13 protein-coding genes are annotated in these 12,741 nt (G+C 60.7%); 8 read left to right on the forward strand and 5 right to left on the reverse strand.

Annotated elements, in window-relative coordinates:
• Positions 1-156: 156 nt before the first annotated feature.
• Positions 157-468: a hypothetical protein gene (locus tag ACQ7C1_RS03520; RefSeq protein ID WP_430957597.1), complete on the reverse strand. Its 312-nt coding sequence runs from the start codon at positions 466-468 to the stop codon at positions 157-159.
• Positions 469-777: 309 nt separating this feature from the next.
• Here ACQ7C1_RS03520 and ACQ7C1_RS03525 point away from each other — a divergent pair, with 309 nt between their 5' ends.
• A complete protein-coding gene (locus tag ACQ7C1_RS03525) occupies positions 778-1,683 on the forward strand; it encodes a LysR substrate-binding domain-containing protein (RefSeq protein WP_430957333.1) in 906 nt (301 codons plus the stop codon).
• A gap of 56 nt (positions 1,684-1,739) precedes the next feature.
• On the forward strand, positions 1,740-2,870 hold the full coding sequence (locus ACQ7C1_RS03530; protein ID WP_430957334.1) for an HPP family protein: 1,131 nt from the start codon (positions 1,740-1,742) through the stop codon (positions 2,868-2,870).
• 122 nt (positions 2,871-2,992) lie between these two features.
• On the opposite strand, the gene ACQ7C1_RS03535 is transcribed toward ACQ7C1_RS03530, so the two are convergent.
• From ACQ7C1_RS03535 to groES, 3 genes are all read right to left on the reverse strand, one after another.
• Complete coding sequence (locus ACQ7C1_RS03535; RefSeq protein WP_085782065.1) at positions 2,993-3,265, reverse strand: hypothetical protein; 273 nt, start codon at positions 3,263-3,265, stop codon at positions 2,993-2,995.
• A 57-nt stretch (positions 3,266-3,322) separates the two neighbouring features.
• On the reverse strand, positions 3,323-4,951 hold the full coding sequence (groL, locus tag ACQ7C1_RS03540) for a chaperonin GroEL (RefSeq protein WP_085781737.1): 1,629 nt from the start codon (positions 4,949-4,951) through the stop codon (positions 3,323-3,325).
• 150 nt (positions 4,952-5,101) lie between these two features.
• Entirely contained in the window at positions 5,102-5,416 is a 315-nt protein-coding gene (gene groES / locus ACQ7C1_RS03545; protein ID WP_430957335.1) for a co-chaperone GroES, read from the reverse strand.
• 347 nt (positions 5,417-5,763) lie between these two features.
• Here groES and ACQ7C1_RS03550 point away from each other — a divergent pair, with 347 nt between their 5' ends.
• The 6 genes from ACQ7C1_RS03550 (at position 5,764) to ACQ7C1_RS03575 (ending at position 10,749) form a co-directional block, all read left to right on the forward strand.
• The gene (locus ACQ7C1_RS03550) at positions 5,764-6,054 is read left to right on the forward strand and encodes a hypothetical protein (RefSeq protein WP_097600515.1); all 291 of its coding nucleotides are present in this window, start codon (positions 5,764-5,766) and stop codon (positions 6,052-6,054) included.
• A 107-nt stretch (positions 6,055-6,161) separates the two neighbouring features.
• The gene (locus tag ACQ7C1_RS03555) at positions 6,162-6,518 is read left to right on the forward strand and encodes a hypothetical protein (RefSeq protein ID WP_430957336.1); all 357 of its coding nucleotides are present in this window, start codon (positions 6,162-6,164) and stop codon (positions 6,516-6,518) included.
• Between the two features lie 81 nt (positions 6,519-6,599).
• Entirely contained in the window at positions 6,600-6,926 is a 327-nt protein-coding gene (locus ACQ7C1_RS03560) for a DUF2934 domain-containing protein (protein WP_430957337.1), read from the forward strand.
• A 5-nt stretch (positions 6,927-6,931) separates the two neighbouring features.
• Positions 6,932-7,351 carry an HD domain-containing protein gene (locus ACQ7C1_RS03565; protein WP_430957338.1) on the forward strand — a complete coding sequence of 140 codons (420 nt, stop codon included), beginning with the start codon at positions 6,932-6,934 and terminating at the stop codon, positions 7,349-7,351.
• Positions 7,352-7,571: 220 nt separating this feature from the next.
• The gene (locus ACQ7C1_RS03570) at positions 7,572-9,911 is read left to right on the forward strand and encodes a PAS-domain containing protein (protein WP_430957339.1); all 2,340 of its coding nucleotides are present in this window, start codon (positions 7,572-7,574) and stop codon (positions 9,909-9,911) included.
• A 199-nt stretch (positions 9,912-10,110) separates the two neighbouring features.
• Entirely contained in the window at positions 10,111-10,749 is a 639-nt protein-coding gene (locus ACQ7C1_RS03575) for a histidine phosphatase family protein (protein WP_430957598.1), read from the forward strand.
• Between the two features lie 79 nt (positions 10,750-10,828).
• Here the strand turns inward: ACQ7C1_RS03575 and ACQ7C1_RS03580 are convergent, their stop codons facing one another.
• Positions 10,829-12,679 carry a DUF2264 domain-containing protein gene (locus ACQ7C1_RS03580; RefSeq protein ID WP_430957340.1) on the reverse strand — a complete coding sequence of 617 codons (1,851 nt, stop codon included), beginning with the start codon at positions 12,677-12,679 and terminating at the stop codon, positions 10,829-10,831.
• Between the last annotated feature and the right edge of the window lie 62 nt (positions 12,680-12,741).

Consider the following 12,741-nt stretch of genomic DNA (forward strand, 5'->3'; position numbering starts at 1 on the left):
CGGGATAATGGGCATGGCGGCCGAAGCCTAGATACGTTCGGCTTCGGGTCGGAAGGAACGATATTGCCACAGGCCTTGCGCCGTTTCCCGCCGGTATACGGTCTCGAGCCAGAACACCGTGTCATCGATCGCCAGGACAGGATGCCAAGCAGATGCTCAGCCGATCGGGCGCAGCCCGAGGTAGGCCGCCAGGCTAATGGCAGAAAGCGCGATGGTCAGACTGGGGCGGGCGTCGTCGAACATTGCCGCCAGCAAAAGGCAGAGCATCAGCACGACGGATTTGCTCCAGAGATTTTGGTCGGAGATGGTAAAGGCGACTGCCGCCAGAAAAACCGCGCTTGCGACGACCGTGACGGGAGCGGATTTCTCAGCGAGGTCGCCGCCGGGAAAATACGGCAGAAGAAAACGCCGCATGCTCAGGCCTGAAGCGACGCTTAGAAGAAGGCAGGTCAAAACAAGGTGCAGCATATGGTCGGCGCCGGTCGTTCTACAGATCAGCATCGAGACGCAATCTCCATGCCAGCTGCAAAACGCCCGGTAGCGGGGACGATCCCGGACTTTGCGTGGCTATTTCGGTGGCGTCTCGATCTTTTTTTCGGCAATCACTTGGCTGTCCGGCCTGCCGATGGCGCGGACATCATGAGAAGGTCGCGCCCGGGAGCCCTCACGCTGCCCCGATTCCGGTTTTTGCGCCTGTGTCTAAACCGGCTTGAGCTCGGGTGATGATTTTTATATAGAGAACGATGACTCGCTTTAATTCCGGAAAAGAGATTTTTATTGGACCTTTCGTCAATCGAGATATTCCTCGCTGTTGCCAGCGATCGCAGCGTTACGAAGGCTGCAAAGGCCGTCGGGCGGGTGCCGTCCAATGTGACGACGCGCATCCAGCAATTGGAGGAGGACCTTGGCGCTTGCCTATTCAGCCGTGACGGGAAGAAGATGACGCTGACGCGGGAGGGCGAAACCTTTGTCGCCTATGCGAATCGGCTGATGGCGCTGGCGCTCGAAGCGCGCCAGGCCGTGCGGCCTCTTGCCCCATCGGGAACATTGCGGGTTGGCACGATGGAGAGCACGGCGGCAAGCCGGCTGCCGGCGGCGCTGACGCAATTCAACCAGATGTGGCCCGACGTGTCGCTGCATCTGACGATGGGCGCGTCTCGCGATCTCGCCCGCGATGTTCTGGCCGATGCGCTGGATTGCGCGCTTATTGCCCGCCCACCGAAGGCGATGCGGGAGGAGGATCTGGATTTCGATGCCGAACTCGAGGCACTGGGGATGGAGACGGTCTTCATCGAAGATCTGTTGATCGTGCTGCCATCCGGGCATCCCGCCATCAAATCCGCGGCCGACCTGCGTGTCGGGTCGCTCGCGGCTTTGGAACCCGGCTGCACCTATCGCCGGATTGCCGAAGATTGGGCGCGCAAATCGAGCGGCCTGCCGACGATCGAGCACGGTTCCTATCATGCGATCCTGGCGAGTGTTGCGACCGGAAATGCCGCGGGTGTGATGCCAAGGTCCGTTCTCGATCTCATGCACTGGCCGACTGCCGTTCAAACCCATCAGCTCGGGCCGGTCGAGACCGTGCTGGTTTACCGCAAGGACGATTGCCCTAGCGCCTTCAGTGCCTTTCATGAAGTGCTTGGCGCAACCAAAGGCAGAGATGTCAGGTTGGCGGCAAACTAGCTCCGGCGTCTCGTCCTCCACCTCCAGATAATCCCTCGCTCCCAATTGGTCTTCGCATGCAATTTCCCGTTTCACCGAAGGTAGGGCCGAGCCGTTTTCGCCGCTTTCGATTGTTTTCGCCCATTCTGGCCGGCGCGACGCTAAGAGAACGATTGATCGCCTGTTTCGGAGCCTTGCTGGGCATCGGTCTCACTGGCGTCATCAGCGGTTATCTGTTCGGTCAGGGGCCGCATCTTCCGCTGATCGTCGCACCGATGGGGGCGTCGGCGGTGCTGCTTTTCGCGGTGCCGGCAAGCCCGTTGGCGCAGCCATGGGCGATCATCGGCGGCAATACAATTTCCGCCCTGATGGGGATTATTGCGGCGTATTTCATTCGTGATCCGATCATCGCGACGGGCGTCGGCGTTTCGCTGGCCATCGGCGCAATGTCGTTCACGCGATGCCTGCATCCGCCGGGAGGGGCTGCGGCACTGACCGCCGTGCTCGGCGGCCCCGTCGTTGCCGGGTGGGGATTCCTCTTTCCCTTCGTGCCCGTCGCTTTGAACTCCTGCATCCTCGTCGGGCTCGGGCTGCTGTTCCACAAGCTTTCAAGGCGGAACTATCCGCATGTCGTGCCGAAGCCGGCGGAGAACACCCACCAGACGATCGATCCGCCATCCGCCGCGCGGGTGGGCTTTCGCGAGGAGGATGTCGATGCCGCTCTCGAAGCGCTCGACGAAACATTCGATATCGATCGTGCGGACCTCGGGAGACTGCTGCAGCAGGTCGAGCTGCAGGCGGCCATCCGATCGAACGACAAGATCAGCTGCGCCGATATCATGTCGCGGGACGTGATCGCCATCGGCGAAACGTCCGACCCGGACGCCGCGCGACATCTTCTTTTGAAGCATAATATCCGCACCCTGCCGGTGAAAGATCGGGAAGGCCGTCTGATCGGCACTGTCGGCTTGCGCGAATTGTTTGGGGGCGGCGATACGATTGCCCACGCGATCTCCAAGCCGGCGGTGGCAAGAGCTTCGGATCTCGCCCTGTCGCTGCTGCCGGTTCTGACGGACGGGCGCACCCATGCCGTTATCGTCGTCGACGACGACCACCGGATACTCGGCCTGATATCGCAGACCGACCTTTTGAGCGCCGTGGCGCGGCTGCTGCCGAACGACGGCGACACAATCGCGGCTGTGGCGTGAAACGTGCGGAGCGGCTCGGATTGCTGCCGGCCCGTTACGGCGGCCGAAGGCGACATGCCTTCGGCGTCAGCCCTTCCGATATGATCTCGGCTATGAGCTGAAGCGGATCCGGGATGCGCTCGTCATCGATTGCGTGCCGGCGCAGTCACCGGCGTGGTCGGGCGTCCGTTTGTCTCAAACAGGCCGCGGGCCGCCTGAACCATCGACTGCAGATGATTGGGATCGCGCACGCCCTGTCGATAGAGCTCGATGATGATGCTCGCCATTCGTTCGGCTTCGTCGCTGTCTCTTGCCACTGCGTAATCGGCGCTGAGCTTGTCGAAGACGCGTTGGCAGGTTTCGAGATCGCGGGAGTCCAACGGCACCTGCGATCGGCTTAGGATCGTTTGAACCATCTTCATTCTCTCGGAAAAGACCCGCCCGGCGTGTCCGGGCGAGCCTGAGACCCTGACTTAAAAGTCCATACCGGCGCCGGGCGGCATTGCCGGAGGAGCATCCTTCTTCGGCTTCTCGGCGATCATCGCTTCCGTCGTCACCAGCAGGCCGGCGATGGAGGATGCATCCTGCAGTGCGGTGCGAACGACCTTTGCCGGATCGATGACGCCCTGCGCGTAGAGATCGCCGAATTCGCCGGTCTGAGCATTCCAGCCATAGGAGAAGTCGCTCTTCTCGCGCAGCTTGCCGACGATGATAGAGCCTTCGGCGCCGGCGTTTTCGGCAATCTGTCGAGCCGGGGCCTCGAGCGCACGGCGGACGATGTCGACACCCACGCGCTGGTCGTCATTGGCCGTCTTGATATTGCCGAGCGCCTTGACCGCGCGCAGCAGTGCCACGCCGCCGCCTGGCAGGATGCCCTCCTCGACCGCTGCGCGGGTGGCATGCAGCGCATCGTCGACGCGATCCTTCTTCTCCTTCACCTCGACCTCTGTCGAGCCGCCGACGCGGATGACGGCAACACCGCCGGCGAGCTTGGCGAGGCGTTCCTGCAGTTTCTCGCGGTCATAGTCGGAGGTGGTTTCTTCGATCTGGGCCTTCAGCTGGGCAATGCGGCCTGAAATTTCCTCCTTCGAACCGACGCCGTCGATGATGGTGGTGTTTTCCTTCTCGACCGTGATCTTTTTTGCCCGGCCGAGCATGTTGAGCGTCACATTCTCAAGCTTGATGCCGAGATCTTCGGAGATGACGGTGCCCGCGGTCAGGATGGCGATGTCCTCCAGCATGGCCTTGCGGCGGTCGCCGAAGCCGGGCGCCTTGACGGCAGCGATCTTCAGGCCGCCGCGCAGCTTGTTGACGACGAGGGTCGCAAGGGCTTCGCCTTCGACGTCTTCAGCGATGATGAGGAGCGGCTTGCCCGACTGAACGACAGCTTCGAGGATCGGCAGCATCGACTGCAGGTTCGACAGCTTCTTCTCATGAATGAGAATATAGGGGTCCTCGAACTCGACCCGCATCTTGTCGGCATTGGTGACGAAGTAGGGGCTGAGATAACCCCGGTCGAACTGCATGCCTTCGACGACTTCGAGTTCGGTCTCGGCGGTCTTGGCTTCTTCAACGGTGATGACGCCGTCATTGCCGACCTTTTGCACGGCCTCCGCCAGGAAGCGGCCGATTTCGGCATCACCATTGGCGGAGATCGTGCCGACCTGGGCAATTTCGGCATTGTTGGATATCTTGCGGGCGTTGGCCTTCAGTTCTTCGACGATCGCGCTGACGGCGAGATCGATGCCGCGCTTCAGGTCCATCGGGTTCATGCCCGACGTCACGGCCTTGGCGCCCTCCTTGACGATCGCCTGGGCGAGCACCGTCGCAGTCGTGGTGCCGTCGCCGGCGATGTCGCTGGTCTTCGAAGCGACTTCGCGGACCATCTGCGCGCCCATGTTCTCGAACTTGTCTTCGAGCTCGACTTCCTTGGCGACCGAGACGCCGTCCTTGGTGATGCGCGGCGCACCGAAGGACTTGTCGATCACGACGTTGCGGCCTTTCGGACCCAGCGTCACCTTTACGGCGTTGGCCAGGATGTCGACACCGCGCAACATTTTTTCGCGGGCTTCGACGCTGAATTTGACTTCTTTAGCAGCCATGTCCTCACTCCTTCATCGGCAGCTTGCGCATGTCGCCAAGTGTACAGCGGTTTTGCGAGGACGACATGCGTAGAAATTAAGATCTAAAGCGCGAGGAGCGAATCTCAGAGATCGCACTGGGCTTTAGCATTGATTTTCGACTTGACGGACTCAGGCGGCCTCTTTCCGCTCGCTCTGAGCTTCGATGATACCCATCACGTCGCTTTCCTTCATGATCAGCAGGTCCTCGCCGTTGATCTTGATCTCCGTGCCGGACCATTTGCCGAACAGGATGCGATCGCCGACCTTGACGTCGAGCGCCTGGATTTGGCCGGCATCGTTGCGCGCACCGGGGCCGACGGCGATGACCTCGCCTTCCTGCGGCTTTTCCTTGGCGGTGTCGGGAATGATGATGCCGCCCTTGGTTTTTTCTTCGGAATCGACGCGGCGGACGAGAATGCGGTCATGAAGCGGTCGGAACGACATGTCTTCCTCCATAGACAAACAATGACGACGTTGTCGGCTCTGGCCGAACCGGATTGACGAGGTTCGGGTGCAAAGTCGCGCCTTGCGCGAATGATCTGGTTCGAGCGTTTTTCGATTTCAAGAGGAGCAGGAGAAAAATTAGCACTCTCTACCGGCGACTGCTAGCAGCTCTCCCCGGGAACAGAAGGCCCACTCCTGCGTTCGGCATAATGACGATCTCGTCCCCTCGGCTCGAAGGCGAGTTCAAACTGTACATGGCTTGAATCCGGATGTCGGCGTTCCTAGCTCTCAGGCGATCGAGGCTCGAAGAGCTCGATCACCGTCCCACGTCTTTAGGAGTGAGTGACATGGAAGAGAAGACCAATATAATCAAAGACCTCACTATCGAGGAACGCGAGGAGATCTTCGTCGATATCGCTCGCACGCTGGAGGATACGGCGCGCGAGGCGCTTGTCGAAGGCAATACGCACTTTGCCGTACTCTCCAACAACATGGCCGAAGCAATCCGCGTCAATGCCGACGAACTCGCTCGCGACGATCCCGAGAATGCCGAGCGCGTGTTGCTTCAGGCAACGGCCATGATCTCGCAGTTCGAGGCCGTGCACCCTTATCGCATGGTGAGCATGGCCGTTCACTGATTGCCGGCAGCGCGGTTCGGCTCGACCGCCCGCCCGAATCAATCGCCAGCATGCGGAACTCTCGCGGCTGGCGGAGGTTATTGGATCACAGCATCGAAAGGTGATCCATGACCACTTCCCCAACCAACATGTCTCCCGACAACGGAACCGACGATGCGCGCTCCTTCGACACGCAGCAAGCCGAGGCCGATCGCCAGGCGGCATTGGAAGCCGCTCGAAGCAACGCTCGTTCGACGGTTGATCGCGATAGCGGTACTGAGACACCAAGCCTGAAACTCGCGAAGGAGTATCTCAGCCTCGGCGGGCGCCGCCGGTCCAAAATTGATGACAACATCACCACTGTTCGCCAATGGGAGGAGGATCCCCCGGCGGCCGAACGCTTCTGGAAAGAGCGGGTGGAGACCCTCCCAAAGGATGAGCGCAAGCAAGTGGAAGATTTTCTTCCCACCATCAACACGCCTTGAAAGACGAAGCTGCGCTGAGAGCCGTCGGGAGCGCCGGAGCCAGACGAACGCTGCAAGGTCAGGTCGAAACTGGAGAAGATCATGGCCATAGACAAACACGAGCAGATACGGCGGCGCGCCTATGAAATCTGGGAAGCCGAAGGCCGCCCTGAAGGTTCGGACCTGCGTCATTGGATGCAGGCCTGCGACGAGCTGGCTGGCGAAGACGAGCATGAGACGCTGCAAGACCTGCTTGATCAAGACGACAGAGATGATGCGGCCTTGCTTCAAGGAGCCGGGGAAAGCGGTGATCTCGATCCGCCGCGAGCCGGCGTTGCTCAAGTTGCCGGGGCGACGACACCCGATATCGAGATAACAACGGGTGAGAAGCCTTCCCAGCGAAGAATCAGAAGGACCGAAGGGCCGTAACCGCGATGCAGCATCTCGACCATGCCACGCAAATCGCCATAGAGGCGCATGAAGGGCAGGTGGACAAGACCGGCCGGCCATTCTTCGAGCACTGCCAGCGGGTCGCGCTTCTCGTGTCGGGCGACGAGGCGCGAACGGTCGCCTATCTTCACGACGTCGCCGAAAAAGGCAGCGGCTGGACGCTCGACAGGTTGAGGGAGGAAGGCTTCCCGCCGGCGATCATTTCCGCGGTGGATGCCTTGACGCGGCGGCCCGAGGAGACTGATGACGAATTCGTCAGACGCGCCGCATCGAATCCGCTGGCCCTGCCAGTCAAACAGGCCGACCTCGAAGACAATCTCCGACAGGCCGAGCAAGCCGGCAAGAAAACCGAAAAATACCAGCGCGGCCTGGATCTCCTGCACGACATCCGGAACGAACGCTAGGCCTGGGCGACGCCGAAATCTCAAGGAATATCCTGCCGCGCGTCCTCTTGCTCCACCTGATATTTTCCGCGTCGCCCGCAACCGTTCTTCAACCATAGAACGTGGAGCACCCTGGCACCGACCTGGGGTGAGCGGCGTGTTAACCCGCACGACTTATAGTCGCGTCCATGTGGACGAAGGGGGAACGGTCGTGTCCGGCGAATTGCACACAATCTTGGCAATGGATAGCACGTTGGCAGGCCTGCAGGGTGTCGGTCACGCCCTTGAGCGGCATGGTATCGTGCTGCGCCTTCACCTCGACCGAGCTGAGTTTCACGATTTGGCTGCCAAAAGACCGCTGCCGGCGCTCATTTTGCTGGACGCCCTGTCGCCGGAGGGACGCGGTCTCGAAGACTGCCGGCGTCTCAAATCAAACCCCATAACGTGTGATATTCCGGTCATCATCGTGGTCTCGCCGGAGGATGAGGAGGGCCGGATCGGAGCGCTTGCCGCCGGTGCGGTCGATTGCGTTTCCAATCTTGTCTCCGCCGCGGAGCTCGTCGCCCGCATTAACCGACATATCGAGCTCGGCGCAGTCCAGGCGAACCTGCGGCGGCGAAACGAGCAACTCGATACGGCGCTTGCCAGCATGGGACAAGGCGTCTGCCTGTTCGACGAGGCCGGCCGGCTGCTGCTTTCAAACAACCGTTATGCCGAAGTCTACGGACTTGATCCCTCCGTCATCCATCCGGGACAGTCACTCGAAGACATCCTCAAGCTGAGACAGGGGGTCGGCGCCGTTCCCGCCACCTCGACCTCGGAATATCTCGCCTGGGCCGAAGCGACCAACAGGGGCGATACGCCCCGAGACTGGATCAAGGAACTCAAGTCGGGCCAGATCATCCGCGGCTATCATCAGCGCACGTCGGACGGCGGCTGGGTATCGACCCATGAGGACATCACGCAGGCCTGGCAGGCTGAAAAGGCTCTTGCGAAGGCGCATGTCCAGGCAGAACGCGCCGAGCAGGAGGCGCGGGCGGCGCATGCACGTCTTCTGGCGGCTTTCGAAGTCGTCCCCGAGGGCCTCGTCTTGTTCGACGAGGAAGACCGCTTCGTCCTGTGGAACCAGAGATATGAGCAGCTTTACGCCGAAAGCGGCGATATGCTCGTGAAAGGCATGCGCTTCGAAGACCGCCTGCGTGCTGGCCTCGAACGCGGCCAATATCCGGAAGCGGTCGGGCGCGAGGAGGAATGGCTGGCGGAGAGGCTGGCCCATCATGCAAAGCCCACCAGCAAACACGAGCAGCGCCTACCCGGAAACCGCTGGATACGGATCGAAGAACGCCAGATCTCCGAAGGCGGCAGTGTCGGCATACGCGTCGATATTTCCGACCTTAAAATGCAGGAGGCGTCGTTCAGGCTGCTGTTCGAAGGCAACCCGATGCCGATGTGGGTTTACGATCATGAAACGTTGAGATTTCTCCACGTAAACCAGGCTGCCATCGATCATTACGGTTATCGTCTGGAGCAATTCCTGACGATGCGGCTATCCGATATCGAGGCGCAGGAATCCAACCCGCCGCAGGCCGTCGTTTTCGATGTCGAGGATCCTGCCTCGTCCCACTCTTCCCGCCATCTCAAGGGAGATGGCACGGCCATCGAGGTCACCGTCTATTCCACCTGCCTGAACTACAAGGGACAGGCGGCATCGCTGATGGCTGTCGTCGACGTCACCGAGGCCAAACGCGCCGAAAAGGCATTGCTGCAGCACCGCGACACGCTTGAAGAGATGGTGCGCTCCCGCACCGTCGAACTGGCGCGGCAGACAGAAGAGCTCGAACGCATGCTCGAACAGGAAAAGCAGATCAACGAATTGCAGCGGCAATTCGTCTCGATGGCGTCGCATGAATTCCGCACCCCGCTTGCGGTGATCGACGGCGCGGCGCAACGGCTCATTCGGCGCAAAGAGGCAGCGACGCCGGAGTTTCTTTGCGAAAAAGCCGATCAGATCCGCGGTTCGGTTTCGCGCATGCTCGAACTGATGGAAAGTATCCTTGCTGCCGGGCGGTTGGACCACGGCAGGATCAATATCGTGCACAAGCCGTGCTCGATCGCGGAAATCATCGAAATCTGCGGCGCCCGCCAGGAGAGCATCCGGCGCACCCACCGTTTTCTGCTCGACCTCGATCGGCTTCCTCCGACCATTTATGGGGATCATCCTGCGCTCGACCAGGTCTTCAGCAATCTCTTCTCGAACGCCGTGAAATATGCGCCGGATTCTCCAAACGTCCACGTCACCGGATGGCAGGAAGGGGACGGCGTTTACATCACTGTCCGCGACGAAGGCATCGGCATCGACGCCGATGACCTCCCGAAAATGTTCCAGCGTTATTTCCGCGCCAGAAGTTCCACCGGCATTGCCGGCACTGGCATCGGCCTTAATCTCGTCAAGCAGATCATCGAACTTCACGGCGGATCGATAGAAGTGGCAAGCAGCCGCGGGAATGGCACGACCTTTACGCTGCGGCTTCCGATTGGCGCCGAGACGTCGGATGAACTGCGCGTTGCTGCTGCCCGCTAGGCAAGGGCGGGAGTTAGCCCGCTGGCGGAGGTGTTGAAGAAGGGCCATCAGAGCGTTGGCCTTCATCGCGCCAAGCGCGGATCTCCTCACACGGACTATCGCGGCGTCTGTGGACGCGGCCGTACAAATGTCGGAAAGCATATAAGCCTATCGGTTGCTAAGGCCTTTGCTGCTGCAGTTCTTCATAGGTTTTACGATATTGACGATAATTTTTCTTCTTCGGCATGGCGAGACGACCTGGAATGCCGCCGGCCGCTTTCAAGGTCACAAGGATTCCCCCCTCACTCAGAGAGGGCAGCAGCAAGCGGATCAGATGGGTGAACTTCTTGCCCGCGAACTGGAGCGGTCCTTCGATCAGATCGATGTTCATGTCAGCCCGTTGGGTCGCACAAAGGAAACGGCGGCGCGGATTGCACGATATGTGCCATTGGCCAGCCGCGATGACCCACGATTGATGGAGGTCACGACTGGATCATGGGACGGCATGAGTCACTATGAAATCAGCATGGAATATCCGAGCATGCTCGAAGGCGCCACCGGTTTCGATTGGTTCTTTCGATCGCCGGATGGAGAAACATTCGATGCAGCCTGTGCCCGCGTCGAGGAATGGTTGTCAGGACTTCGCTCGACGACGATCGCCATATCCCACGGGCTGACGGGGAGGCTGATACGAGGCATGTATCTTCGACTATCCAGAGAGGAAATGCTGGAACTGCCGGTGCCGCAGTCTGGATTTTATCGGCTTCAGAATGGTCAAGCCGAACTTGTGGAATCTCCGCCGCGATCGCAGTGTCGACCTGACGAGAATGCTCGGCGATCAGGAGCTTGCGGCGATTGAGAAGCCGCATATGGAGCCGGAGCTCAATCATCTCGACTTCGATCCGCCATGCCCCGCCGACGGCGCACGCCTCACCAAGCTACATCAGGAGAGCGAATGCCGGCACCCGAACGCCTTTCTCGCGGAAGTGCCGCTCCAACTCGCCAAGATGCGGGCAGGCCGGCGGGTTCTCCAGCGCCAGTGCCCAGTCCTCCTGAACAGGCAGAGCCAGTGCCGCGCTGACTAGCACGGTGGTTCCCGGGCCGACTTCGCCGCGCAACTGCGGCAGCAGGGTCTTGGCGTGGACGAGGTTGGTGTTGGGGATCGGGTTCATCGCATGGCCGGTTCTCGGATGAGGCGAGAGGTCGACGATCGCGCTGACATCGGTCTGGCCGTACCAGATAGCACGGCCTTGCGCATGCTCCGATCGATCGGCGTTGAAATCGGCGCGTTCGATCGCAAAGCCGCCCTCGATGGTGCTCAGCGCACGCGGTGTCGCGATGCGGTGGATGCGGATGTGCCAGGGATTGGCGGGAAGCAGCCAGGTTTCGATGGTGACATCGTTCCAAGGGCGCCAACGCGAATAGAGCCGGTCGCCCGCGATCAGTGCCTCCTCCATGGTTTCACGCATGCGGAAATGAACGCCGTCGTCGGAGAGGCCGAGCATGCCGTCGAAGCTTGCGGCGGCAAAATTCCGGTCGTCGGCTTCGATGTTGAAGGCGTAGCGGGTGGAATAAACGAATTTCGAGTATTTCTCGTTTGCGCCGCGCATCTTGTCATGCTGCTGACCGGAAGAGAGAACGACCACATTTCCCGGCGTGTGCATGGCGACCATGCCGGCCGGCTTCAACGCCACGGGCTCAGGGAAATCCGGCTGCGGCATCTCTTCGGCGGTCCAGAACGGATGATCCTGGGGAAGGGCGAGCGGCAGGAAGAATTTCAGCGCCCAATAGGGCGAGCCGGGCGAATTGTAGCTCTCGCTCATCAAGAGGTTTGGATAGCCATAGCCGATGGAGAGCACGCCGTCCCGATCGGCGATCGGCATGGCCGACCACCAGCGGATGTGGCGCATATAATACCCCTTGATCTCCGCCCATGGCAGCGCTTTCACCCCGGCGAAGGCAAGCGCTCCCCAGAAGCCGCCGGCCGCGAAGCGGTAGGTCTGGCTGCGGCCGAAGGCGAGGGCTGCGCCATCAGGGCCGAACCAATGGCGGATATCCACGGCGAAGATCTTGGCGCGATTGCGGAACCGGTTCTTTCGCGCCTCGTCGCCGCGCGCCAGTACCGTGTAGATCAGGCCATAGAAATGCATGGCGAAGGGAATGTAATGGTCGACCCGCCGCACCGGTCCGTCGCGATACCAGCCTTCACCGATGTCGAAAGCTTCCAGTTCATCGAGATAGGCGGCGGTTTTTGCCATGTCGAAAGCGACACCGACGCGCTCCAGCCCGAGGTCGATCAGGACGCGGAAGAATTTCCAGTTGTTGTCGATGAATTCCAGTTCGCGCGCTGCAAGAAGATAGGCGGCGACGGTCCTTTTCTCGCCGTCGCTCAGCGGTTCCCAGATGTGTTCGGGCACCAGCGCCAGCGCAAAGCCGACGGCGGCGAGCTCGACCAGCCTCTGGTTGCGGTCGGCCAGGTCGCCCCAGTATTCGGAATGCGCAGGATTCGTCCCATTCGCCAACCCGCGTCGATAGAGGTTCCAATGCGGGAAGTGGCCGCCGCCCGCAACGAGCGGAACGATGCCCCAGAGCGGGCGTGCAAATCCTTCGAGATCCGCTGCCGCCCGGTCGAAAATCGCGCCGGTAGCGCTAAGGCGCACACGGGCGCCGCCTTCGGAGAAATAGGGCAGAAGCGGCTTGAAGAGATCGATGATGGCCTTGGCCAGATCGCCGCGTGTCTTCAGCGGGTTGCCGGAAAGCGGATTGGCCTTGGTGGGATCGTAGATCATCGTCAGTCCCAATTTTTAGAACAGGAACCGGCCGCGGGCGAAATGCTCACCCGCGGCCGCGA

The sequence above is a fragment of the Rhizobium sp. Nf11,1 genome, from assembly GCF_050587665.1.
Classification (GTDB): Bacteria; Pseudomonadota; Alphaproteobacteria; order Rhizobiales; family Rhizobiaceae; genus Rhizobium.

Bases quoted from the DNA above. Each gene is read 5' to 3' on its own strand.
- ACQ7C1_RS03520 (WP_430957597.1), bottom strand. From the start codon at position 468: ATGCTGCACCTTGTTTTGACCTGCCTTCTTCTAAGCGTCGCTTCAGGC.
- ACQ7C1_RS03530 (WP_430957334.1), top strand. From the start codon at position 1,740: ATGCAATTTCCCGTTTCACCGAAGGTAGGGCCGAGCCGTTTTCGCCGC.
- ACQ7C1_RS03535 (WP_085782065.1), bottom strand. From the start codon at position 3,265: ATGGTTCAAACGATCCTAAGCCGATCGCAGGTGCCGTTGGACTCCCGC.
- groL (WP_085781737.1), bottom strand. From the start codon at position 4,951: ATGGCTGCTAAAGAAGTCAAATTCAGCGTCGAAGCCCGCGAAAAAATG.
- groES (WP_430957335.1), bottom strand. From the start codon at position 5,416: ATGTCGTTCCGACCGCTTCATGACCGCATTCTCGTCCGCCGCGTCGAT.
- ACQ7C1_RS03550 (WP_097600515.1), top strand. From the start codon at position 5,764: ATGGAAGAGAAGACCAATATAATCAAAGACCTCACTATCGAGGAACGC.
- ACQ7C1_RS03555 (WP_430957336.1), top strand. From the start codon at position 6,162: ATGACCACTTCCCCAACCAACATGTCTCCCGACAACGGAACCGACGAT.
- ACQ7C1_RS03560 (WP_430957337.1), top strand. From the start codon at position 6,600: ATGGCCATAGACAAACACGAGCAGATACGGCGGCGCGCCTATGAAATC.
- ACQ7C1_RS03565 (WP_430957338.1), top strand. From the start codon at position 6,932: ATGCAGCATCTCGACCATGCCACGCAAATCGCCATAGAGGCGCATGAA.
- ACQ7C1_RS03570 (WP_430957339.1), top strand. From the start codon at position 7,572: ATGGATAGCACGTTGGCAGGCCTGCAGGGTGTCGGTCACGCCCTTGAG.
- ACQ7C1_RS03580 (WP_430957340.1), bottom strand. From the start codon at position 12,679: ATGATCTACGATCCCACCAAGGCCAATCCGCTTTCCGGCAACCCGCTG.